20 protein-coding genes are annotated in these 23,022 nt (G+C 62.1%); 9 read left to right on the top strand and 11 right to left on the bottom strand.

Annotated features, from left to right (window positions below):
- Positions 1-28 precede the first annotated feature (28 nt).
- Complete coding sequence (locus BOP93_RS05405) at positions 29-526, bottom strand: CS1 type fimbrial major subunit (RefSeq protein ID WP_104501816.1); 498 nt, start codon at positions 524-526, stop codon at positions 29-31.
- A 493-nt stretch (positions 527-1,019) separates the two neighbouring features.
- On the opposite strand from BOP93_RS05405, the gene BOP93_RS05400 reads away from it, so the two are divergent.
- Both BOP93_RS05400 and BOP93_RS05395 read left to right on the top strand, forming a co-directional pair.
- Positions 1,020-1,529: a PadR family transcriptional regulator gene (locus tag BOP93_RS05400; RefSeq protein ID WP_104501815.1), complete on the top strand. Its 510-nt coding sequence runs from the start codon at positions 1,020-1,022 to the stop codon at positions 1,527-1,529.
- A complete protein-coding gene (locus BOP93_RS05395; RefSeq protein ID WP_104501814.1) occupies positions 1,526-2,293 on the top strand; it encodes a siderophore-interacting protein in 768 nt (255 codons plus the stop codon). Before BOP93_RS05400 ends, BOP93_RS05395 begins: the two co-directional genes overlap by 4 nt.
- 1 nt (position 2,294) lies before the next feature.
- Here BOP93_RS05395 and BOP93_RS05390 read toward each other — a convergent pair whose 3' ends face one another.
- A complete protein-coding gene (locus BOP93_RS05390; RefSeq protein WP_104501813.1) occupies positions 2,295-2,918 on the bottom strand; it encodes a Pr6Pr family membrane protein in 624 nt (207 codons plus the stop codon).
- A gap of 4 nt (positions 2,919-2,922) precedes the next feature.
- The gene (locus BOP93_RS05385; protein WP_065885949.1) at positions 2,923-3,156 is read right to left on the bottom strand and encodes a VF530 family DNA-binding protein; all 234 of its coding nucleotides are present in this window, start codon (positions 3,154-3,156) and stop codon (positions 2,923-2,925) included.
- 169 nt (positions 3,157-3,325) lie between these two features.
- On the opposite strand from BOP93_RS05385, the gene BOP93_RS05380 reads away from it, so the two are divergent.
- Complete coding sequence (locus tag BOP93_RS05380; protein WP_104501812.1) at positions 3,326-5,344, top strand: TonB-dependent receptor; 2,019 nt, start codon at positions 3,326-3,328, stop codon at positions 5,342-5,344.
- Between the two features lie 452 nt (positions 5,345-5,796).
- Positions 5,797-8,214, top strand: a complete 2,418-nt coding sequence (locus tag BOP93_RS05375) for a glucose/quinate/shikimate family membrane-bound PQQ-dependent dehydrogenase (RefSeq protein ID WP_104501811.1) — start codon at positions 5,797-5,799, stop codon at positions 8,212-8,214.
- Positions 8,215-8,330: 116 nt separating this feature from the next.
- Here the strand turns inward: BOP93_RS05375 and BOP93_RS05370 are convergent, their stop codons facing one another.
- The 8 genes from BOP93_RS05370 to BOP93_RS05335 all read right to left on the bottom strand — a co-directional run bounded on the left by BOP93_RS05370 (position 8,331) and on the right by BOP93_RS05335 (position 16,141).
- A complete protein-coding gene (locus tag BOP93_RS05370; RefSeq protein WP_104501810.1) occupies positions 8,331-9,506 on the bottom strand; it encodes an ABC transporter substrate-binding protein in 1,176 nt (391 codons plus the stop codon).
- Positions 9,503-10,477 carry a CobW family GTP-binding protein gene (locus BOP93_RS05365; RefSeq protein WP_104501809.1) on the bottom strand — a complete coding sequence of 325 codons (975 nt, stop codon included), beginning with the start codon at positions 10,475-10,477 and terminating at the stop codon, positions 9,503-9,505. The genes BOP93_RS05370 and BOP93_RS05365 overlap by 4 nt, the downstream gene beginning before the upstream one ends.
- A complete protein-coding gene (locus tag BOP93_RS05360) occupies positions 10,474-10,773 on the bottom strand; it encodes a hypothetical protein (protein ID WP_104501808.1) in 300 nt (99 codons plus the stop codon). Before BOP93_RS05360 ends, BOP93_RS05365 begins: the two co-directional genes overlap by 4 nt.
- Before the next feature lie 13 nt (positions 10,774-10,786).
- Positions 10,787-11,536: an SDR family NAD(P)-dependent oxidoreductase gene (locus BOP93_RS05355; RefSeq protein WP_104501807.1), complete on the bottom strand. Its 750-nt coding sequence runs from the start codon at positions 11,534-11,536 to the stop codon at positions 10,787-10,789.
- Between the two features lie 136 nt (positions 11,537-11,672).
- Positions 11,673-12,434: an SDR family NAD(P)-dependent oxidoreductase gene (locus tag BOP93_RS05350; RefSeq protein WP_065885942.1), complete on the bottom strand. Its 762-nt coding sequence runs from the start codon at positions 12,432-12,434 to the stop codon at positions 11,673-11,675.
- A gap of 10 nt (positions 12,435-12,444) precedes the next feature.
- On the bottom strand, positions 12,445-13,785 hold the full coding sequence (locus BOP93_RS05345) for an MFS transporter (protein WP_065894857.1): 1,341 nt from the start codon (positions 13,783-13,785) through the stop codon (positions 12,445-12,447).
- 143 nt (positions 13,786-13,928) lie between these two features.
- Positions 13,929-14,807 carry a polysaccharide deacetylase family protein gene (locus BOP93_RS05340; RefSeq protein WP_065894856.1) on the bottom strand — a complete coding sequence of 293 codons (879 nt, stop codon included), beginning with the start codon at positions 14,805-14,807 and terminating at the stop codon, positions 13,929-13,931.
- An 11-nt stretch (positions 14,808-14,818) separates the two neighbouring features.
- Positions 14,819-16,141: an amidase gene (locus BOP93_RS05335; RefSeq protein ID WP_104501806.1), complete on the bottom strand. Its 1,323-nt coding sequence runs from the start codon at positions 16,139-16,141 to the stop codon at positions 14,819-14,821.
- Positions 16,142-16,475: 334 nt separating this feature from the next.
- On the opposite strand from BOP93_RS05335, the gene BOP93_RS05330 reads away from it, so the two are divergent.
- The 5 genes from BOP93_RS05330 to cmoB all read left to right on the top strand — a co-directional run bounded on the left by BOP93_RS05330 (position 16,476) and on the right by cmoB (position 22,903).
- The gene (locus BOP93_RS05330; protein WP_104501805.1) at positions 16,476-17,465 is read left to right on the top strand and encodes a GntR family transcriptional regulator; all 990 of its coding nucleotides are present in this window, start codon (positions 16,476-16,478) and stop codon (positions 17,463-17,465) included.
- A gap of 158 nt (positions 17,466-17,623) precedes the next feature.
- Positions 17,624-20,041, top strand: a complete 2,418-nt coding sequence (gene lon / locus BOP93_RS05325; protein ID WP_104501804.1) for an endopeptidase La — start codon at positions 17,624-17,626, stop codon at positions 20,039-20,041.
- Between the two features lie 637 nt (positions 20,042-20,678).
- Entirely contained in the window at positions 20,679-21,068 is a 390-nt protein-coding gene (locus tag BOP93_RS05315) for a protease inhibitor I42 family protein (protein ID WP_104501803.1), read from the top strand.
- 138 nt (positions 21,069-21,206) lie between these two features.
- Positions 21,207-21,950, top strand: coding sequence for a carboxy-S-adenosyl-L-methionine synthase CmoA (gene cmoA, locus BOP93_RS05310; protein ID WP_104501802.1), 744 nt, complete (start codon positions 21,207-21,209; stop codon positions 21,948-21,950).
- Positions 21,947-22,903: a tRNA 5-methoxyuridine(34)/uridine 5-oxyacetic acid(34) synthase CmoB gene (cmoB, locus tag BOP93_RS05305; protein WP_104501801.1), complete on the top strand. Its 957-nt coding sequence runs from the start codon at positions 21,947-21,949 to the stop codon at positions 22,901-22,903. Before cmoA ends, cmoB begins: the two co-directional genes overlap by 4 nt.
- Positions 22,904-23,022 lie beyond the last annotated feature (119 nt).

Genomic DNA, 23,022 nt, shown 5'->3' with positions numbered 1-23,022 from the left:
GCCCGTGATTAACAGGCACTCATTGGCATCACAGGGCTGGCAGTACGGCGTCGAATACCAGCGGTATCACGGCAGTGTAGGAACCACGCTGAGTCGCCGTAGGCTTGGCAGCGGAGATGTGCAGTTCAACACCCGCACCTGGAGTGGAGTCGGCTTCGTTGAGCACTTCCTGCGGGGTGCCGGACAGGGTCACACGATTGAGGGTGGTGGTAACCGGGATGTTCTGCGCGGCATCACCGTTGAACAGCACCGCCGGGCCACCTTCGATGTAGGCGGCAACCGAACCGTTGGTGTTCTTGATGTCGTAGATGGCGCTCAAGGGAGCCAATTCACCGCTGACCAGGTTGTAGGTCATGGTCTCGTCACGGCCCCAGTTCGGATCACGCGGCTGGGCGTGGAAAACGGTGGTCGGGATGTTTGCCTTGAGGTTGACGGTGTGGCTGGCTTCACCGGCAGCGATAGCGGTTACCGAGGAAGACAGCGCCAGAACAGCCAGGGGAACAGCAACAGCAAACTTCTTGAACATGGTCAATACCTGTAGTTGACAACATTGATTGGTTCATTGCCAAGGACATCCCCAACAACGAATTACATTGCCGATTAGTTGGAACAAGCAATGCCAAACAATGATCAATCGAAACTAGAGGCAGGTATGCAGGCGCATTCTAAAATGAGCGTAGCCCTTGTAAACAAGGGTTGAGCGAAAAAGATGGCATTTCGCCAAAACTTTAAAAGTATCCGTAGGAAACAAGCTACACACTTAAAAACACGATAAGGAAGTTACTGTAAGAGGCAGACCACACAAAGTAAAAAGCGCCTGCGCAATACCGGACCAGACAAGAATTCGAGCTATAACTCTAATTAAAGTTATAGCTCTATAAATAAAAAAGGTCCAATCGGACTTGTTTCACTTATGACCGAAACCCGTGCCTACCCCATTGACCGTTGGTCGCCAAGGACTATCCTCCACGTAAAGATATATCTTAAGTTATATCTAAACCTGTACAGAGGACTTGCGCATGAAACACGAGCATCGCGGCGAATTTGAAAAACGCGGCGGCCGCGGCCCACGGGTATTCGCTCCCGGCGACCTGAAGCTGCTGCTGTTGTCATTGATCGCCGAGCAACCTTGCCATGGCTACGACCTGATCCGCCGCATCGAGAGCCTGTTCGACGGCGCCTACAGCCCCAGTCCCGGCGTGATCTACCCCACCCTGACCTTTCTTGAAGAGAGCGAGCTGATCAGCGGCGACGCCGATGGCGGAAAAAAACGCTACACAATCACCGACGCCGGTCGTCTCTTCTTAAGCGAACAAGCCGTTGCCCTGGAGGGTGTGCGCATGCGCCTGGATGTCAGCAAGCGCTCGCTGCGTGGCCACGACCGCCCACCCCAGATCCATGAGGCGGTGCACAACCTGCGCCACGCCTTGCATTCGCACAACGGGCACTGGAGCCCGGAAGAAATCATTCGTGTCGCGGCGCTGCTCAATCGCACCGCTCAAGCCATTGCCGACGGGACAGACCAATGAACACACAAGCCATTCATCGCGTGACCCACGAAATCAAACGCCGCCGCCTGGAAGTTCTGCGGGTGGTGGACATCACCCCACGCATGCGTCGCATCACACTGGGCGGGCCTGAACTGGAGGGCTTTATCAGCCTGGGCAGCGACGATCACATCAAGCTGCTGTTCCCGCAGAACGCCGCCGAGCAAGCAGCGCTTGAAAGCCCGACGTTCGCCATCAAGGGCGACGGCCCGCAACCGGCCATGCGCGACTACACGCCACGGCGCTACGACCTAGAAATCGGCGAGCTGGATATCGACTTCGTGCTGCATGGCGATGGCCCTGCGTCCACCTGGGCCGAGCAGGCGCAGGTCGGGCAGCACCTGTATATCGGTGGGCCACGGGGCTCGATGATCGTGCCGGACATTTTCGACAGCTACCTGCTGATCGGCGATGAAACCGCCCTGCCCGCCATTGCGCGGCGCCTGGAGGAGTTGCCCGCTGGGCGCAAGGTGCTTGCGGTGATTGAAATCGCCGATGCGGCGGAACAACAGACGCTGCAAAGTGCGGCCGATGTGGAGGTGATCTGGGTGCTGCGTGGCCACGATGACCTGCTTGAGGTGGTGCAAAACCTGAAGCTGCCCGGCGGCAAGCTGTACATCTTCGTGGCGACCGAAACCAGGTTGTCGCGCCAAGTACGGCGGGTGCTGCTGGACACCTACGAAGTCAATGAAGAATACCTCAAGGCCGTGGGTTACTGGCGCGCCGACGGCAGCCCGCAAGAGTGAGTCAGGACCGGGGCTTGATGAATTTATCCAGCCCCACCATCACCAACGCTGTCGCCACAAACCCCGCCAGAATCCCCCCGGCATTCACAAACACTTGTGGATAACCGAGGCGGTCCACATCGATGAACGGGTACTGATATTGCCCAAGCAAACGCCCACGCATCAGCACATACGCGAAGTACATCAATGGGTAAATCACCCAGGCGCCGATGTGCTTGAGGCGCAGATACCCCTTGGGCACACAGCGCCACCAATAAATCAGAAACAGCAACGGCATCACGTCGTGCAGCAATTCATCGGCAATAAATTGAAAGCCTTCAGGGCTCCACAAATGCCGCAGCAGCAGGTTGTAGGCCAGGCTCACCACCACAATGCTCACGGCGACTCCACTGCTGATGTGAGGTGCCAGGAAAAACCGTTTGCCGGCTGACTCCCGGTTGACCCAGGCGTAGCTCAACACCACCACCACCAGGGTGTTGGTCAACACGGTGAAGAAACTGAAAAAACTCACCACCCCACCCAGCAGGCTGGCTTCAATGGACCAGCGTGAATAAAGGATCAGGTATTGCTGGATCGCCAACCCCACCCAGCCGGCAAGCGCCGCCGTCGCGACAAAACGCTTCATGGGTTCAGTCCAGCGGGCGTTTGGTGCGCATCAGCTTGACGTACAACCCTTCGACTTTTTCACGGGCCCAAGGGGTCTTGCGCAGGAAGGTCAGGCTCGACTTGATACTGGGATCGCTCTTGAAGCAGCGGATATCAATACGCTCGGCCAGGCCGCTCCATTCGTAATGCGCCACCAGCGTGGTGAGGACGTGTTGCAGGGTCACGCCGTGGAGTGGGTCGTTGCTTGTCGCGGTCATGCCGGGCCTTTTGCAGGAGAGGAAACACAGCCGCGCACCTTAGCCGACGGGGCGTAACGGTGGAAGCACTGCATTGAATATAGCCGGCCGGAAAAAGTTCCCCTTCTCAGGCTAAAAAGAGATGTTATATTGTAACATCTCTTATCAAAATCCTGCCAAGGAATGTCCGATGTCCGTCTCCTGTTTCTGGCGTTTGTCCCCGCTCGCCGCCGCCCTGCTGATCTGCTCCGAAGCCCACGCCCTGGAGCTGCAACCGCAAATCATCACCGCCAATCCCCTGGGCAGCGAACAGCTCGCCTCGCCCACCACCGTGCTGGAAGGCGATGAGCTGACCCTGCAGCAAAAAGGCAGCCTTGGCGAGACCCTGAACAGGCAGCCGGGGGTGTCGTCTTCCTACTTTGGCCCGGGCGCCAGCCGGCCGATCATTCGTGGCCAGGACGGTGACCGTATTCGCCTCCTGCGCAATGGCGTGGGTGCGCTGGATGCATCGTCGCTGTCCTATGACCATGCCGTGCCGCTGGACCCGATCAACGTCGACCGCATTGAAATCGTGCGCGGCCCGGCGGCCTTGCTGTACGGCGGCAGCGCCATCGGCGGCGTGGTCAATACCTTTGACAACCGCATCCCCACCGCCGCCATCGAAGGCATCCACGGTGCCGGTGAACTGCGCTACGGCGGCGCCGACACCACCCGCAGCAGCGCGGGCAAGCTGGAGGCCGGCGATGGCACCTTCGCCTTGCACCTGGACGCCAACGCGCGGGAATTCAACGACTTGAAAATCCCGGGCTCTGCGCGTAGCCGCCATGCCCCCGACACCGAGGATGGCCCCGGCAAGAACGGCCGCCTGGGCAACAGCGACGGGCGCCAGGATGGCGGTGCCGTAGGCGGTTCCTACACTTGGGATGACGGCTACGCGGGGCTGTCCTACAGCAACTACGACAGTAACTACGGCTCGCCGGCCGAGCAGGATGTGCGCATCCGCATGCAGCAGGAGCACTACGCCTTCGCGTCCGAGATCCGTAACCTGCAAGGGCCGTTCACCTCGGTGAAACTCGACGCGGGCTATACCGACTACGAACACCGCGAAATCGAAGGTGGCGAGACGGGTACCACCTTCAAGAACAAAGGCTATGAAGCCCGCGTTGAAGCCCGTCACCAGCCTGTCGGCCCATTCGATGGCGTGGTCGGCGCCCAGGTGACCCGCAACGAGTTCTCGGCCCTGGGCGAAGAAGCCTTCGTGCCCCAGACCGACACCAACGCCGGTGCACTGTTTATCCTTGAAGAGATGCAAGCCAGCGAACGCCTGAAGCTCAGCCTCGGCGGGCGCCTGGAACACACCAGCGTCGACCCGGATGCCAAGGGCAACGCGCGCTTCGCCAATGCCGACAAGGCCAGTGACTTCACCGCGGGCAGCCTGTCCTCCGGCGCGGTTTACAGCCTGACGCCGATCTGGTCCCTGGCTGCAACGTTGGGCTACACCGAGCGTGCGCCCACGTTCTACGAGCTGTACGCCAATGGTGCCCACGTCGCCACCGGCACCTACGAATTGGGCGATGCCAACCTGTCCAAGGAAAAAGCCGTGTCCAGCGACCTGGCCCTGCGCTTCGACAACGGCACCCATAAAGGCAGCTTCGGCGTGTTCTACAGCCGCTTCTCCAATTACATCGGCTTGCTCGGCACTGGCCGTACGTTGAACGACGAAGGTGAAGAGGACGCCGGCGGTATTCCCGAGTACAGCTATTCGGGCGTACGCGCCCGTTTCGCCGGCTTCGAAGCCCAGGATCACTGGAAACTCGGCGAAGGCGCCTACGGCAAGTTCGCCCTGGAGCTGTCGGGCGACTACACCCGCGCGACCAACCTGGACACGGGCGAAGCCCTGCCGCGCATTGCGCCGCTGCGCGTGAACAGCGGGTTGCTCTGGGAACTGGACCGCTGGCAGGCGCGTATCGACGTAGAACACGCCGCCGGCCAGGGCCGTGTGCCGAGTAACGAAAGCGGCACCGATGGCTATACCACCCTCGGCGCCAGTGCGGGTTACCACTTCAATGTGGGTGGCAGCCAATGGCTGGCGTTCGTCAACGGTGAAAACCTGACCAACCAGACGGTGCGCTATGCCAGCTCGATCCTGCGCGACATCGCGCCGGCACCGGGGCGCAGTGTGCAGTTCGGCATCCGCACCACCTTCTAACCCCCACCTCGCCTCCTGTAGGAGCGAGCTTGCTCGCGAAAACCGTCAACGATAACGCGTGCTTCCTGAACACACGCGGCGCCAGTGGTTTTTTCGCGAGCAAGCTCGCTCCTACAAAGGCTATTCAGGCAGCGACTATCTGTCACTGTTACCAAATCTGAAATGATGCATCTTGCGATTCACCCTTTCTCAAAATGCCCCGCCGCATTATCCTTCGCAACAATCTGAAACGCCTCACCTCCCGGTCGACCCTTTTTGCCGAACCTCCCTGTACGCAAAGACAGCGCTGTCTGAAATAGACCTGCGCATGGGGTGTTATTGCTTGCCTGTGGATAACCCGTTTATCCACAGAAAAAACCAAAAAAAACGATGAACCAAGCCCGTGCCGAATCGTCATCTACAGTGAATGAAGCACGGGGTTACATAATTCCAACGTAACGGAGAAACACACTATGAGCACTGATGGTGCCTCAAGCCCAAGCCGCCTGCTGCCCAGGTTGCTGGGCGTATTGCTGCTGATCATGGGGCTGGCCTTACTGGCCGGTGGGGTCAAGCTGAGCATGCTCGGCGGCTCGCTGTATTACCTGCTGGCCGGTATCGGCATCGCCCTGACCGGCGTATTGCTGCTGGCCACCCGCCGTGCTGCGCTGGGCCTGTACGCATTGGTGCTGTTCGCCAGCACCGTGTGGGCACTGTGGGAAGTGGGCCTGGACTGGTGGCAACTGGTGCCGCGCCTGGCCCTGCTGTTCGCCCTGGGCATCGTCATGTTGCTGCCGTGGTTTCGCCGTCCGTTGCTGCGTGGTCAGGCCGCGCCGCTGGGCACCGGCGCGCTGAGCGTAGCCGTGGTGCTGGCGGGCGCTACCGCCCTGGCCAGCCAGTTCACTAATCCAGGTGAAATGGTCAAGACCGGCCAACTCGACCGCGACGCGGTGCCTGGTATGGCCAGCGCTGCGCCGACCCAGGCCGACGGTGACTGGAATTCCTATGGCCGCTCGGCCTTCGGTGACCGTTACTCGCCACTGGCGCAGATCACCCCGGAAAACGCGCACAAGCTGGTGCCGGCCTGGACCTTCCGTACCGGTGACATTCCCGGCGCGGGCGATCCCGGTGAAACCACCGCGGAAAACACCCCGCTGAAAGTCAACGGCATGCTGTACGTGTGCACCCCGCACAGCCAGGTGATTGCCCTGGACCCTGACACCGGCAAGGAAATCTGGCGTTTCGACCCGAAGATCACCACCCAGGGTGCTGAAAACTTCAAGGGTTGGGCACACATGACCTGCCGTGGCGTGTCGTACCACGACGACGCCGCCTATGCCTCCGAGCAGAGCCCGACCGGCAGCGCCAGCCTCGCCGCCGCGCCGAACGCCTGCCCGAAACGCATCTTCGTGCCGACCGCCGACACCCGTCTGATCGCCCTGAACGCCGACACCGGCAAGATGTGCGAAGACTTCGGTGACAAAGGCCAGGTCGACCTGCGTGCCAACATCGGCAGCTTCGCGCCAGGCGGCTACTACTCCACCTCGCCACCGGCCGTGACCAAAAACCTGGTGGTCATCGGCGGTCACGTGACCGACAACGTTTCCACCGACGAGCCAAGCGGCGTGATCCGTGCGTTCGACGTGCACACCGGCAAGCTGGTGTGGAACTGGGACAGCGGCAACCCGGACGACACCACCCCGTTGGCCGAAGGCAAGACTTACACCCGCAACTCGCCGAACATGTGGTCCATGTTCGCCGTGGATGAAAAACTCGGCATGCTCTACCTGCCGATGGGCAACCAGATGCCCGATCAATACGGCGGCGACCGTACTGACGACTCGGAAAAATACGCTGCCGGCCTGACCGCCCTGGACATCGACAGCGGCCATGTGAAGTGGACCTTCCAGTTCACCCATCATGACCTGTGGGACATGGACGTGGGCGGCCAGCCGTCGCTGATCGATATCAAGACTGCTGACGGCGTCAAGCAAGCAGTGATGGCATCGACCAAGCAAGGCAGCATCTACGTGCTGGACCGCAGCAACGGTCAGCCAGTGGTTCCGATCAACGAAATCCCTGTACCGCAAGGCGCAGTGGCCGGTGATCGCACGTCCCCGACCCAACCCAAGTCTGACCTGAACTTCATGCCACCGCCCCTCAAGGAGCGTGATATGTGGGGCGTGACGCCGTTCGACCAACTGATCTGCCGGATCGACTTCAAGTCGCTGCGCTACGACGGCCCGTTCACCCCGCCATCGTTGCAAGGCTCGATCGTTTATCCGGGTAACTTCGGTGTGTTCGACTGGGGCGGCATCTCGGTTGACCCGGTGCGCCAGATCGCCTTCGTGAACCCGAGCTACATGGCGTTCAAATCGAAGCTGATCCCGGCCGCCGACATCGCCAAACAAGGCCCGCGCGTCAGCGAAACCGAAGGCATACAGCCAAACAAAGGCGCACCGTACGGTGTGATCCTCGAAGCGCTGCTGTCGCCGATGGGCCTGCCGTGCCAGGCGCCGGCGTGGGGTTACGTGGCAGCGGTCGACCTGACCACCCATCAGACCATCTGGATGCACAAGAACGGCACCGTGCGTGACAGCTCGCCGATCCCGATCCCGCTGACCATGGGCGTGCCGAGCCTGGGCGGTACGTTCACCACCGCCGGTGGCGTCGCGTTCCTCAGCGGCACCCTCGACCAGTACCTGCGTGCCTACGACGTGAAAAACGGCAAGCAACTGTGGGAAGGCCGCCTGCCTGCAGGCGCGCAAACCACCCCGATGACGTACACCGGCAAGGACGGCAAGCAATACGTGCTGGTCATGGCCGGCGGTCATGGCTCCCTGGGCACCAAGCAGGGTGACTACGTGATGGCGTTCAAACTGCCGGAATAAGCAAGACTGGCGGTATTAAAAAGGCGGTTACCTTCAACAGGTAACCGCCTTTTCTTTGCGCCGCTGAAGGCTCGTTCCCTTGCTCCGCGTGGGAATGCATCCCGTGACGCTGCGCGTCAGCCTCGCCGGGCCCGCATGAAATCCCCCCAGCGCCGCACCAGGTAGTTGTGCTCATCCATGACCGAATTCCATACCGCAATATGCCCCATGCGCTGTTCATAGGAGCCGCCGTCGCGCACTTCGCCAATATCGATCAGCGGCAGACCATCGCTTCCCGGCAGTTGCTCTCGCGCAGGCTTGCCCGCGTACCAGTAATCCCACTCCGCACGGCTCAAGTGATCGCGACTGCGCGCCGGATTACCGATGTAATAGCCCTGCCGAGCCATCACCGCCCCGGGCCAGCCCGACAGCCACCAATTCAAGTAAGCATAGGCCGCATCCAGCACCGCGCCTTGGGCATGGCGCGATAATGACAACCCACCAAACCAGGCCCGATAGCCTTCACGTGGCACCGCCAGGCGGTATTTCACCCCGGCGCGGTGCAGGCGCATCAAGGTCGGCGACCACAGGCTCTGGATATCGATGCTGGGGCTGAGCATCAATTGCGCGGCTTCTTCGTCATCGGACCAGAACGCCGCAAAGTGGCCTTCCTTCTGCTTGCGCACCAGGACGTCGGCCAGCAAATCGATCTCTTCGATGCTCATGTTGCCGATGTCCTTGAAGCTGGCCAGCCCTGCCCCCTGCACCGCCAAGGCGGCGTCCAGGGCGCCGATGGCGGCGTCGCTTTGCAAGGCCGTGCGCGCGCGCCACGCGGGGTCCAACAGCCAGCCCCAGCTTTCATTGCCGTGGCAAAACCCGTCGGGCATACGCTCGGGACGGTAGGCAAAGCTGTCGGCGTTGTGGGTCAGGGGCAGCATGCTGATGCGCTCGGTAACCGTGCTGCCCAGGCTGCCATCGCGCTGCACGAACAACCGCTCGCTGGGCACGCTGCCGCTGCCCAGGCGATCATCGGGCGACAGGCGTCCGCGCTTGGGCAGGTCATTGATCTCGTGCCACAACGCGACGCGCCGGGTGTCGATGGGTTGGATCGCCCGGGCCGGCCACACGAAATCGACATTGTGAAACCACTGGTCGTACAGGTCGTAGCTTTCGGGCTGCATCACCGCGATGCGCTGGGCCTGTTCAACGTCGTGCACCTGATACACCAGGCGGATACCCAGTTCCTGCTCGGCCCGCACGCGCAGGCATTCGAGCAAGGTGACCGACGTGCCGAGGACCCTCAACGTGATCATGCTGCGAACCGCCGCGAGAACACATCAAAGGAGCGGCGCAACAGCGCAGGGTCGAGGCCGCGCAGGATAAACACCAGGCGCGATTGCCGGTCGCTGCCCGGCCACGCAGGCAGATGCACCGGCGCATGCAGGCAGTGCTGCACGCCATGAATGACGATGGGGGTGTTACTGGCGTTCACGTTGAGCAGTCCTTTGACACGAAGGATTCGTTCGCCGTGGCATCTTAACAGCATCGACAACCACACCCCGAAACCGACCCAATCCAAAGGCTGGTCGAAGGTCAGGCTGCACACTTGCGCGGTGCCGTGGCTGGCCGTGGTGGTCTGATGCAACTGCCAGCGGCTGACTTCAATGGCCGGTTCGGCGCTGCGCAGGCCTTCGCCAAGCAGCAGTTGGTCGCCGCTGTGAATGGCATGGGTATCGAGGATCGGCGTGCCGGCATTGAGCGCCCGCAAATGTGCGCGCAGTGCCGTGCAGTCGCCCGCCAGATCGGTCTTGCTCACCAACACACGATCCGCCGCCGCCACCTGGGCCAGCCACTCCGGGTGCAGGCGTTCCTGCAGGACGGCGTGGCTGGCGTCCACCAGGGTAATCACCAAGCCGATGTGCAAACGCCCGCGCAGTTGCACGTCGTTATTCAAGGTGGCGAGGATGGGCGCCGGGTCGGCCAGGCCGGTGGTTTCCAGGATTACCCGCTTGAATGCCGGGATTTCACCGCGCTCGCGACGTTGCAGCAAGGTCAGCAGCGCCTCCTTCAGCTCGCCACGGATCGAGCAGCACACGCAACCGCTGGGCAGCAGCACCGTGTCGGGCGCGATGTCTTCCACCAGCAGATGGTCGATGCCGACGTCGCCGAATTCGTTGATCAGCAACGCGGTGTCGCCCAGGCTTTCACCCTGCAACAGGCGCTTGAGCAAGGTGGTCTTGCCGCTGCCGAGAAAACCGGTGATGACGTTGAGGGTGATGCTCATGGGGTGGACTCCAAGTGATCCAACAGGCGTGGGTCGAGGGGGTCCAACGGACGACCGAGCATGTCCTGGGCCGCCTGCCACAGCTGATCCAGGCCGCTGGCCAGGGCCTGTTTGCCGGTAGCGCCCAGCAGCAGATAGGACGCACCCTGGAAGTCTTCAACCTTGAGCCGGAACACCGCCAGCACCTGGTTGATCGCCGCGATCCGGCGCAGGCGTTCGCGGCGCCTGGGCAACTCGTCGCCCAGGGGGTCGCTCCAGTGCAGGTCTTCGCCGAGCAATCCGCAGAGTCCGCACATGGCTACACCCCGCTCATGGCATGACATCGCCGGAATTCGGGCCCAGGGTCTGGCCGACAAACAGGTTGCCACCCGGCTCGCTGGCCAGCAGCACTGCCGTCGGCCCCACTTCGTCGGCCAGCCCGAAGCGGCCCAGGGGCAGCTCCCTGGCCTTGGCACGCTTCCAGTCATCGCTGATGCCGCTGACCAATGGCGTCTCAATGGGGCCGGGGGCGATGGCGTTGACCAGCACATTGTCCTTGGCGACTTCCAGCGCCAGGGACTTGGTAAAGCCAATCACGCCGGCCTTGGCGGCGGCGTAATGCGTCAGTTCGGCGCCGCCCTTGATCCCCAGTTGCGAGGCGACATTGATGATCCGCCCCCAACGCTGCGCAACCATGTGCGGCAAGGCGCGCTGGCTGGCGACGAAGACGCTGGTGAGGTCGACGCGCAGCATGTCGTTCCACATCGCGATGGACAGGTCGACGCAGCGCGCCTGGGTGAGCATGCCTGCGTTGTTGACCAGGATATCGATACCGCCCAAGTGCTCGACGCAACAGTCGACACTGGCCTGGGCGCCTTCGACGGTGCCGACGTCAGCCAGGCATTCGAACACCTCGGCACCGAGGTTACGGCAGGTGATCGCGGTTTCGGCGAGGCTGGCGGCGTTGCGGTCGGCCAGCACCAGGCGTGCGCCTTCAGCGGCGTAGGCGCGGGCGATAGCGGCTCCGATGCCGCTGCCGGCGCCGGTGATCACGGCGCGGCGGTGGGCGAGTTGGTTCATGTAGACGATCTCCCGAATAAACACAGTTCCAATGTGGGAGGGGCTTGCCCCCGATGGCGATGGCTCAGAAAAACAACTGTGGCTGACCCACCGTCATCGGGGGCAAGCCCCCTCCCACATTTTTGAGCCAGTACAGTCAGTCAGGCCAGCGTACGGTCAGGCCACCATCAATTACGATGCTCTGCCCGGTCAGGTAACTCGATGCATCACTGGTTAAAAACTGCACCAATGAAGCCACTTCATCCGCGCGCCCTACCCGCCCCAGCGGAATCGCACGCGCTGCTTTCGCCAGGCCCTGCGGCCCCAGCGAGTTCTTCGCATCCAGCGACTGCGGCGTCTCGATCAACCCTGGAATTACCGCATTACAGCGTATGCCCTTTGCCGCCAACTCCACCGCCAACGAGCGGCACAACCCCGGCACGCCGGCCTTGGCGGCCGCGTAATGCGAATGCTCTTGCCAGCCATACACGCCTCCGGCAATCGACGAAATCGCCACCAACGCGCCGCCTTCGTGCATGTGCCGGGTCGCCGCGCGAAAGGTGCGCATGACCCCCGTCAGGTCGACATTGAGCATCTCGTCCCACAGCGCATCGGTCATCTCCAGCAACGGCGCACGACGCAGCAACCCGGCGTTGGCCACGGCGTAATCCAGCCGACCAAAATGCTGCACGCCCTGCGCGGCCAGGGCATCCACCGAGGCGGTATCGCCCACGTCCAACGGCAACATCAGGCATTCGCCGCCGGCGGCCTGCACCAGGCTGACGGTGGCCTGCGGGTCATGGGGGTCCGCCGGGTAGTACCCGCCGACCACCGCCACACCGTGGCGCGCATAGGCCACGGCGAGGGCTTGGCCGATGCCGCTGGCGGCACCGGTAATCAAGGCAACTTTACGGCTCATCATTGACTCCTTACTGAACGGTTTCCGGACGCACATGGCGTGCGGCAAACATCAACAGGCCGGACAAAAAGCACGGCACGGCGCCGAACCACAGTGCGGCGGTCTGCCAGTCACTGCCGGCGGACAGCACCTGGGTTGCACCAAAGCCTGCGACCACCGCACCGATCGGGCCCATGGCATGGATGATCGCGCCGCCGGTGGCGCGGATGCTGGTAGGGAAACTCTCGCTGATAAAGAACAGCGCCGCCGAATACGGCCCGATCAGGAAAAACAGGCCCAGGCTGTACAGCCCGACCACCATCGCCATGTTGCTCGGGCCGAACAGCATCCCGGCGAACGACAGACCACCGAGCATCCAACCCAGGCCGATCACGTTGCGACGGCCGATCTTGTCGCCCATCCAGCCATGGCTCAAGTAGCCGCAATAACCCACCAGGTTCGACAGCACGAGGATGATCAGCGAGTTCTCGAACGAGATGTGGTGCACGCTGACGATCACCGAAGTCCCCAGCACGCTGAACACCTGAATCGCCGCCCAGTTGAGCAACAACGCGGCGCCGATCACCAACGTGGCACGGCGAGCCGGCCCACGGAACGCGGCCTTGAGACCGGCCTTGCTGTGCTCGTCATAGTCCACGCCATAGGTCTGCGCTACGTTCTGCGCGTCGCTCACCGCGCCGCTTTTACGCAGCCGGCTGATGCGTTCGTGGATCTGGAACTGCGGGCTCTCCTTGAGCTTGCGCGCCATGATCGCGATCACGACAGCCGGGATCGCCGCAAAAACGAAGCAGCCCTGCCAGCCGATGATCGGCAGCAACAGCGCGGTCAATCCGGCGGCGATCAACGCGCCGACCGGCCAGCCGCCCTGCACCAGGCTGTAGATGAAGCCGCGACGCTTGGTCAACCGCGGATCTTCCGAGGCGCCGTACAGCTCGGTCAGATAGGTGGCGTTGACGGTTTCCTCGGCATAGCCCAGGCCGCCCAGCGAACGGATCAGGATCAGCGGCGATTTGCCCCACGCCCCGCCTATCGCAGTCAGCGCCGAGCACAACGCGGAACCGGCTACGGTGAAGATAATCCCTTTGCGTCGCCCCAGCTTGTCCACGATCGGTCCGATGGCCAGGGCGACCACGGCGGTGCCGACCGCCACCCAGGTCGCGATCTCGGCCTGCTCCACTTCACCCCATCCAAAGTGCCGGCCAATCTCCGGTAGCAGGGTGCCGAACAGGATGAAGTCGTACACCGCAAACACCCAGGCGAAAAACGCGATCCAGGTGGCGAAGCGCACCTCCCGGGAAGTCAGCTGCCGGGGTTTCCAGCCAGTCAGGTCAAGCTTGTTGTAGATGGACATAGATCGCGCCTCAAGGGGATGGGTGGACCCTGTAGGAGCGAGCTTGCTCGCGAAAATCGTCAACGATGACGCGGGCATCCTGGATGCACGCGGCGCTCTCTGGTTCTTCGCGAGCAAGCTCGCTCCTGCAGGGTGACGCTGGTTCAGGTACGCGGCTGGCGGCGGATGAAGTCATCGGCAATTTCGTCAAAGGTGACGAAGCGCACGCCGGCATGGCTCTGGATGTGTTCGATCAGACGCTCAAGCATCAGCAGCACTTGCGGGCGGCCGGACACGTCGGGGTGGATGGTCATGGTGAACACGGCGTGTTCGTGTTCGCGGTAGACCCAGTCGAACTGGTCGCGCCACATTTCTTCCAGGTGACGCGGGTTGACGAACCCGTGGCTGTTGGGAGCTTTTTTGATGAACATCATCGGCGGCAGGTCGTCGAGGTACCAGTTGGCCGGGATCTCCACCAGGTCGGTTTCTTCGCCGCGCACCAGGGGCTTCATCCAGGTATCGGGGTGCTGGCTGTAGTCGATCCTGGTCCAGGTATCGCCCTTGCGCACGTAGTAAGGGTGGAAGTCGTTGTGCATCAGGCTGTGGTCGTACTTGATGCCTTTTTTCAGCAGCAGTTCGTTGGTCACCTTGCTGAACTCCCACCACGGCGCCACGTAGCCGGTGGGGCGCTTGCCGGTGACCTGGGTGATCAGTTCGATGGACTTGTCGAGAACGATTTCTTCCTGCTCGGCGGTCATCGCGATCGGGTTTTCGTGGCTGTAGCCGTGCACGCCGATCTCGTGGCCGGCGTCGGCCACGGCCTTCATCTGCTCGGGGAAGGTTTCCATCGAGTGACCGGGGATAAACCAGGTGGTGCGCAGGCCGTAGCGTTCGAACAGTTTGAGCAGGCGTGGCGCGCCGATTTCACCGGCGAACAGGCCGCGGGAGATGTCGTCCGGCGAGTCTTCACCGCCGTAGGAACCGAGCCAGCCGGCGACGGCGTCAACGTCGACGCCAAATGCACAGAGGATGTCTTTAGCCATGGTGTGTCTCCTTAGATAGTCAGTACGGATTCGACGGACAACGCCGCGCGCAGCAGGCGCGCGTCTTCTCCCGTCGGGGCGCTGAGCAGCAACCCGGTGGGCAGGCCCTGGGCATCGAGGCCGCTGGGCAGGGTCACGCCTGGCATGTCGAGCAAACTGCCGGGCATGGTCAGGCGCAGGGTGGCGAGGTTGGTTGTGACGAACAGCTCATCGTCGGCTTCAAGCGCCGCCAACGCCGGGGCGACGTGGGCGACGGTCGGGGTGATCAGGACGGCGCCGTCGAGGTCTTCGATCAGTTGCTGTTGCAGGCGTCGGCGCGCCTCGGTCAGGTGGATCAGTTGGCTGGCCGGCAGTGAACGCGCGGCTTCCAGGCGGCGGCGCACGCGGGGGTCGAGTTGGTCGGCGTCGGGGCTGTCGAGCAACGCCTGGTGCAGGGCGAAGGCTTCGAAGGCGCCGAGCCAGCCATGGTCTTTGATCAGCTCCAGCGTCGCCTGGAAGGCCGGGCATTCGCGCTCTTCGACCAGCGCGCCGTGGGCCTTGAGCTGCTCCACCGCGCGCAGCAGGTTGTTGCGCACGGCGGGTTCGACCTTCTGCTGCGCCAGCACGAAACGCTGGCCCTTGAGGCTGCGGGCGACGTGGCTGTGGCTGCGGCCATGCAGCAAGTCGTCGACGACCAGGGCATCACGCACGCTGCGGCTTATCGGGCCGAGGCTGTCGAGGCTGTGCGCCAGTGGAAATACGCCGTCGCGGCTGTAGCGCCGACTGCTGCTGCGGTAACCCACCAGGCCGTTGAACGCCGAGGGGATGCGAATGGAACCGGCCGTGTCGGTGCCCATGGCGATGGGCACGATGCCGGCGGCCACGGCCACAGCCGAGCCCGAGGAAGATCCGCCGGGGATGCGCGGTTGATCCTTGCCATGGGGATTGTGCGGCGTGCCGAAATGAGGGTTCAGGCCCAGGCCGGAATAGGCCAGTTCGCTGAGGTTGGTCTTGCCGACGCTGACCATTCCGGCACGACACAGCAGGCCGACGGTGGGTGCATCGAGCAACGCGACGGGCGCATGGCGGCGATAGGCGGCGCCAGCCGTGGTGATGCTGCCGGCCACGTCGAACAGGTCCTTCCAGGCCAGCGGCACGCCATCGAACAGGCTCAACGGCTGGCCGGCGCGCCAACGTGCGGCAGAGGCTTGGGCTTCACGACGGGCGCGCTCGGGCATCAGGCTGATGAATACCGACGGAACCTGGCTGGCTTTGTCGAGTGCCTGTTCGAGGGCTTGCACCGGGTCGCTGCGACCACTGGCGAAGTCCTCGGCCATTGAAGTGGCGTCTGACATCAGGATGACCCTCATAAACGTACATATTAATAAAATGTACATTTTATAAAGGCAGCTTTCGTGCCAGTCTGTGCTCAACGAATTTTGCGCAGGCAGCTGTTTTCGGCCAGAACCGCGAGGTAGAGGGTGTTAGACCAGGTAAAAAATCCGGGCAGGCGGTGACTCAGGCGCCTCAACGAAATAATGTACTTTTTATTAATAAATACATTTTGGTGCAGAAAAGTAACAGGTCGACTTCCGAAGCCCCAAAAACGTGCCGCCGACGTGGCGCAGAGTGACAGGCGCATCTATGAGAGAATCCCCGGTCAACGGTCCCTCCACCTCTGAGAACGCAATGAAAGCAGTGTCCGCCTCGGCCTCCCGTTACGCGATGATTCACAAAGTGATGCGCGACGCGATCGTCAACGGCACCGCCCGCCATGGGCTGGTGTTGCTCGAAGCGCCGCTGGCCGAATTGTTCGGCACCAGCCGCGTGCCGGTGCGCAAGGCCCTCGACCTGCTGCATGACGAAGGCTTGATCTGCCGCTTCAACGGCCGGGGCTACCTGATCAATCCGCAAGGCCTGGCCATGGAGCCGTTGCGCCTGCCCCTGAGCCATGCCCACCTGGGTCTTAACGGCGAGGACGAGTTGGTGGACACGCGGCCGCTGGGCGAACGCATCGTCGAGGAAATCGGCGCGGCGTTGTCCACCTGCATTGCCTTCGGCCACTACCGCCTGGACGAGCAAGCCGCCGCCGACCACTACGGCGTCAGCCGCGCGGTAGTGCGTGAAGCGCTGATGCGCCTGCGCGACCGTGGCCTGGTGGAGAAAGAGCCCTACTCCCAATGGCTGGCCGGGCCTTTGACCGCGCGGGAAGTCACCGAAGACTACGAACTGCGCGCCTGCCTTGAGCCCGAAGCCCTGCGCCAGAGCGCGCCCAACCTCGATCGCGAGCTGCTTGAAGCCATGCTGCAACGCGTGCTGGACGCCCAGGACAGTGCGCAGTGCAGCCTGGAGGCCATCGAGCAGATCGAGGAAGACTTGCACCAACGCTGCCTGGCCGGCCTGCAGAATCGCAAGATCGCGGCGCTGATTCGACAAGGGCAGAGCCCGATGATCATCAGTCGGATTTTTTATCGGTTGCTGGGGATTGGCGCCGATCCGGCGATGTTGGCCGAACATCGACTGATTCTGGAGTTGCTGCTGCACGGCGCGGTTGATGCGGCGGCGCTGAATCTGCGTGAGCATTTGCAAAGGGCCAGTCAAAGGATGTTGCAGCGGTTGAAAGTGTTGTCGGTGCTGCCCGAACAACCGCTGCCCGCCTACCTGCACAAAATCAGCTGATCCAACACAGACCAAATGTGGCACGGGGCTTTCCCCTCCCACACGACTCCAGCGTCGTTCTGAAAATTTCATGCAATATGTTGCTATCTCACCCCCACCATTGAAACCACCACTGCCCTGCCCCATCTAAGCACCATACTTCCTGATGCAGGTGCCCCATGAGCGACCAGCAAGACATCCCTGATTACGACCTGAACGACTACGCCGACCCCGAAAACGCTGAATCCTCGTCCAACACCGGCCTGGCCCTGCCCGGGCAGAACCTGCCGGACAAGGTCTACATCATCCCGATCCACAACCGGCCGTTTTTCCCGGCGCAAGTGTTGCCCGTGATTGTGAACGAAGAGCCCTGGGCCGAAACCCTGGAACTGGTGAGCAAATCCGACCACCACTCCCTCGCCCTGTTTTTCATGGATACACCGCCCGAAGACCCGCGCCACTTCGACACCTCGGCCCTGCCGCTGTACGGCACGCTGGTCAAGGTGCACCACGCCAGCCGCGAGAACGGCAAACTGCAATTCGTGGCCCAGGGCCTGACCCGCGTGCGCATCAAGACCTGGCTCAAGCATCACCGCCCGCCGTACCTGGTGGAAGTGGAATACCCGCACCAGCCGAGCGAGCCGACCGACGAGGTCAAGGCCTACGGCATGGCGCTGATCAATGCGATCAAGGAACTGCTACCGCTCAACCCGCTGTACAGCGAAGAGTTGAAGAACTACCTCAACCGCTTCAGCCCCAACGACCCGTCGCCGCTTACCGACTTCGCCGCCGCGCTGACCTCGGCCACCGGTAACGAGTTGCAGGAAGTGCTCGATTGCGTGCCCATGCTCAAGCGCATGGAGAAAGTGCTGCCGATGCTGCGCAAAGAGGTCGAAGTCGCGCGCCTGCAGAAAGAACTGTCTGCCGAAGTGAACCGCAAGATCGGCGAGCACCAGCGCGAGTTCTTCCTCAAGGAACAGCTCAAGGTCATCCAGCAGGAGCTGGGCCTGACCAAGGACGACCGCAGCGCCGACGTCGAACAGTTCGAGCAGCGCCTGGAAGGCAAGGTGCTGCCGGCCCAGGCGAAAAAACGCATCGACGAAGAACTTAACAAACTGTCGATCCTCGAGACCGGCTCGCCGGAATACGCAGTGACGCGCAATTACCTGGACTGGGCCACCTCGGTACCCTGGGGCGTGTATGGCGAAGACAAACTCGACCTGAAACACGCGCGCAAGGTGCTGGACAAGCATCATGCGGGCCTGGACGACATCAAGAGTCGCATCCTCGAATTTCTCGCGGTGGGTGCCTATAAAGGCGAAGTCGCCGGTTCCATCGTGCTGCTGGTAGGCCCGCCGGGCGTGGGCAAGACCAGCGTGGGTAAATCCATCGCCGAATCCCTGGGCCGACCGTTCTACCGCTTCAGTGTCGGCGGCATGCGTGATGAGGCCGAGATCAAGGGCCATCGCCGCACCTACATCGGCGCCCTGCCCGGCAAGCTGGTGCAGGCGCTCAAGGACGTGGAGGTGATGAACCCGGTGATCATGCTCGACGAGATCGACAAGATGGGCCAGAGCTTCCAGGGCGACCCGGCGTCGGCACTGCTCGAAACCCTCGACCCGGAACAGAACGTCGAATTCCTCGACCACTACCTGGACCTGCGCCTGGACCTGTCCAAGGTACTGTTCGTGTGCACCGCCAACACCCTGGACTCGATTCCCGGCCCGCTGCTCGACCGTATGGAAGTGATTCGCCTGTCGGGCTATATCACCGAAGAAAAAGTCGCCATCGCCAAGCGTCACCTGTGGCCCAAGCAACTGGAAAAAGCCGGCGTCTCGAAAAACAGCCTGAGCATCAGCGACGGCGCCTTGCGTGCGCTGATCGACGGCTATGCGCGGGAAGCCGGTGTGCGTCAGTTGGAAAAGCAACTGGGCAAACTGGTGCGCAAAGCCGTGGTCAAGCTGCTGGATGAGCCGGACTCGGTGATCAAGATCGGCAACAAGGACCTGGAAAGCTCCCTGGGCATGCCGGTATTTCGCAATGAACAAGTGCTGTCCGGCACCGGCGTGATTACCGGCCTGGCCTGGACCAGCATGGGCGGCGCCACCCTGCCGATCGAAGCGACGCGCATCCACACGCTCAATCGCGGCTTCAAACTCACCGGGCAGTTGGGTGAAGTGATGAAGGAGTCCGCAGAAATCGCCTACAGCTTCATCAGCTCGAACCTGAAGTCGTTTGGCGGTGATCCGAAGTTCTTCGATGAAGCCTTCGTCCACCTGCACGTGCCGGAAGGTGCCACGCCCAAAGACGGCCCGAGCGCCGGTGTGACCATGGCCAGCGCGTTGCTGTCACTGGCACGCAACCAGCCGCCGAAAAAAGGCGTGGCGATGACCGGCGAACTGACCTTGACCGGGCATGTGCTGCCGATTGGCGGAGTACGCGAGAAAGTCATCGCGGCGCGGCGCCAGAAAATTCACGAACTGATCCTGCCGGAGCCCAACCGTGGCAGCTTTGAAGAGCTGCCGGAGTACCTGAAGGAAGGCATGACCGTGCACTTTGCCAAGCGCTTTGCGGATGTGGCGAAGGTGCTTTTCTGACAGTTATGTAGTGCCTGAGCTGGCCTCATCGGGGGCAAGCCCCCTCCCACATTTTGACTGCATTCCAAAGGATGTACTCGGTCAAGTGTGGGGAGCTTGCTCCCGATGAGCATAGGTATCTACAACTCTGTAGCGCCCAAACGTAACCACGATGCGAAGCGAGTCGCTCTTGATCTTGATCTTAGGCGCCCCGTTAAACCACGCTGGCCGAACGCAGGCTTGAATCCGTGGGTAACCCGGCAGGACGCCGGGTTAGCCGCACTGGGCCATGGATGGCCCATTGCGGCGGCCCACGGATTCAAGCCGGAGAGAGGGCACACCGAGCATTAGCGAGGTGCCGAGTGGTGGGGCAAGAGCGTTTTGCTTACTTTTGCGCTTTTCAAAAGTGAGCCGCTGTAAAAGCGGAACCATTAGCAGCCGTTACCGCAGAAACGGATATGTACTCGGTCTGATCCAACATCCTGGTCGGCCCTGAGGCCGCCATCGGGGGCAAGCCCCCTCCTACACTTCAATGCGTTCACAAATCAACATCTGGGATGGCCCCGATGAGGCGAGACCTGTCAACACACCCCCTCCTGTCACACCTTGTCTCATCTTCGGTTATGCTCGCCCTTCGTCGTGTATAAACGGAGCCCCCATGACCGCTGCCCGCCTGCTTCTCCCCTTGAGCCTTGCACTGCTGGCCGCGTGCGCCAGTGCGCCGAAGCAAAACGTCACCGTGGAAGATCAGAGCGCCTGCCCGCTCCAGCTTAAACCTAACCAAACCCTGATCCTCACCCTGCCCAGCAATCCCACCACCGGCTATCGCTGGGCCATCCAGGACTCCGCCGGCGGTGTACTGCGCGCATTGAGCCCCGAGGTCTACAGCAGCAGCGAATCCGGCGTGATCGGCGGTGGCGGCCAGTCGACCTGGCGCTTCCAGGCGTTCGCCCCAGGCCAGGGCCGTTTGCGCCTGACCTCCCAGCAACCGTGGGAACCGGAAGCCGAGCCTGTGGAAACGTTCGACTGCGCCATTACGGTGAACTGATGGGCCAAGGCTTTGGTGACGTGCTGATTCCGGCACCGCGTTCATCCAGAATGTCTGCGTAATCGTTGACGACCATCGCAGGCAAGCCAGCTCCTACGCTAAAATGCCGGCCTTTCCCCCTTCGTCGCCGGAACAACCGTGAGCAAAGAACCCGATCGCCTATTCGCCCAGCCCCTGCCCCAGGTGCCGGACTTCGCCTTTAACGAGGACGTGGTGCGGGTGTTCCCGGACATGATCAAGCGCTCGGTGCCCGGTTACCCGACCATCGTCGAGAACCTCGGTGTGCTCGCCGCCCAGTTCGCCCAGCCCAACAGCGTGCTGTATGACCTGGGCTCATCCCTGGGTGCGGTCACCCAGGCCCTGCGCCGCCATGTGCGCACCGAGGGCTGCCGGGTGATCGCGGTGGATAACTCGACGGCGATGGTCGAACGCTGCCGCCAATACCTCAATGGCCAGGACTCGATGTTCCAGGAGTTACTGCCGGTGGACGTGATCGAGGGCGATATCCTTGCCCTGCACTTCCAACCGGCCTCGGTGGTGGCGCTGAACTTCACCCTGCAATTCATCGCCCCCGATGAGCGCCTGGCATTGCTCGGGCGTATCCGTCAGTCGCTGCTGCCGGGCGGCGCACTGATCCTCTCGGAAAAGCTGCGTTTCAACGATGTTGAAGAACATGGGTTGCTGACCGACCTGCATATCGCGTTCAAGCGCGCCAACGGCTACAGCGAACTGGAAATCGCCCAGAAGCGCAGCGCCATCGAAAACGTCATGAAGCCCGACAGCCTCGAAGAACACCGCGAACGCCTGCTGGCGGCCGGTTTCTCGAAAGTCGTGCCATGGTTCCAGTGTCTTAACTTTGCCTCGTTGATTGCCTTGCCATGATTGATTTGTCTCCTCTCGCCCGCCATCTGGTTGGTACTCCTCTGGCCGTATGGGCCCAGGGCCTGCAAGCGCAGCTCGATAGCAAGATGGAAAAAGGCCACGGCGACCTGGAGCGCTGGCAGAGTGCTTTGGACGCGCTGCCAAACATCCAGCCCAGTGAAGTGGACCTGTTGAACGGCCTGGTGCTGGACACGGATTGCGACGACGAGACTCGCGCACAGATGCACACGGCGCTCATGGGGCTGAGCCCCTGGCGCAAAGGCCCGTTCCACCTGTTCGGCGTGCATGTGGACACCGAATGGCGCTCGGACTGGAAATGGTCCCGGGTTGCGCCGCACCTGGACTTGAAGGGCAAGCGCATCCTCGATGTGGGTTGCGGCAATGGCTATTACATGTGGCGCATGCTCGGCGCCGGCGCCGACAGCGTGATTGGCGTGGACCCCAACTGGCTGTTCTTCTGCCAGTTCCAGGCGGTGCAGCGTTACCTGTCCGAACCCAGGGCCTGGCACCTGCCGTTCCCGTTCGAAGACCTGCCGGCGAACCTGGAAGGCTTCGACACGGTGTTTTCCATGGGCGTGTTCTACCACCGTCGTTCGCCGATCGAACACTTGCTGGCGCTGAAAGACACGCTGGTCAAAGGCGGTGAGCTGGTGCTGGAAACCCTGGTGGTGGACGGCGATCAGCAGCAAGTGCTGGTGCCGGAAGACCGCTATGCGCAGATGCGTAACGTGTGGTTCCTGCCGTCGGTTCCGGCGCTGATGCTGTGGCTGCGCCGCGCGGGTTTCAGCGATGTGCGCTGCGTGGATGTAAGCGTGACCACGGTTGAGGAACAGCGCGGGACGGCGTGGATGAAGTACCAGTCGCTCAGTGACTTCCTCGATCCGCAGGATCACAGCAAGACCATCGAAGGGCTGCCGGCGCCGATGCGGGCGGTGATCATCGCCAGGAAGTAGCGACACGCTCCCTGAAAAAAACGCAGGGCAAAATGTGGGAGGGGGCTTGCCCCCGATAGCGGTGTATCAGCCATGGATGTGGTGACTGACACTCTGCTATCGGGGGCAAGCCCCCTCCC

The organism is Pseudomonas orientalis (assembly GCF_002934065.1).
Classification (GTDB): Bacteria; Pseudomonadota; Gammaproteobacteria; order Pseudomonadales; family Pseudomonadaceae; genus Aquipseudomonas; species Aquipseudomonas orientalis_A.
The sequence above is the reverse complement of the archived record's forward strand: the minus strand, read 5'-3'. Positions and strand labels throughout refer to the sequence as shown.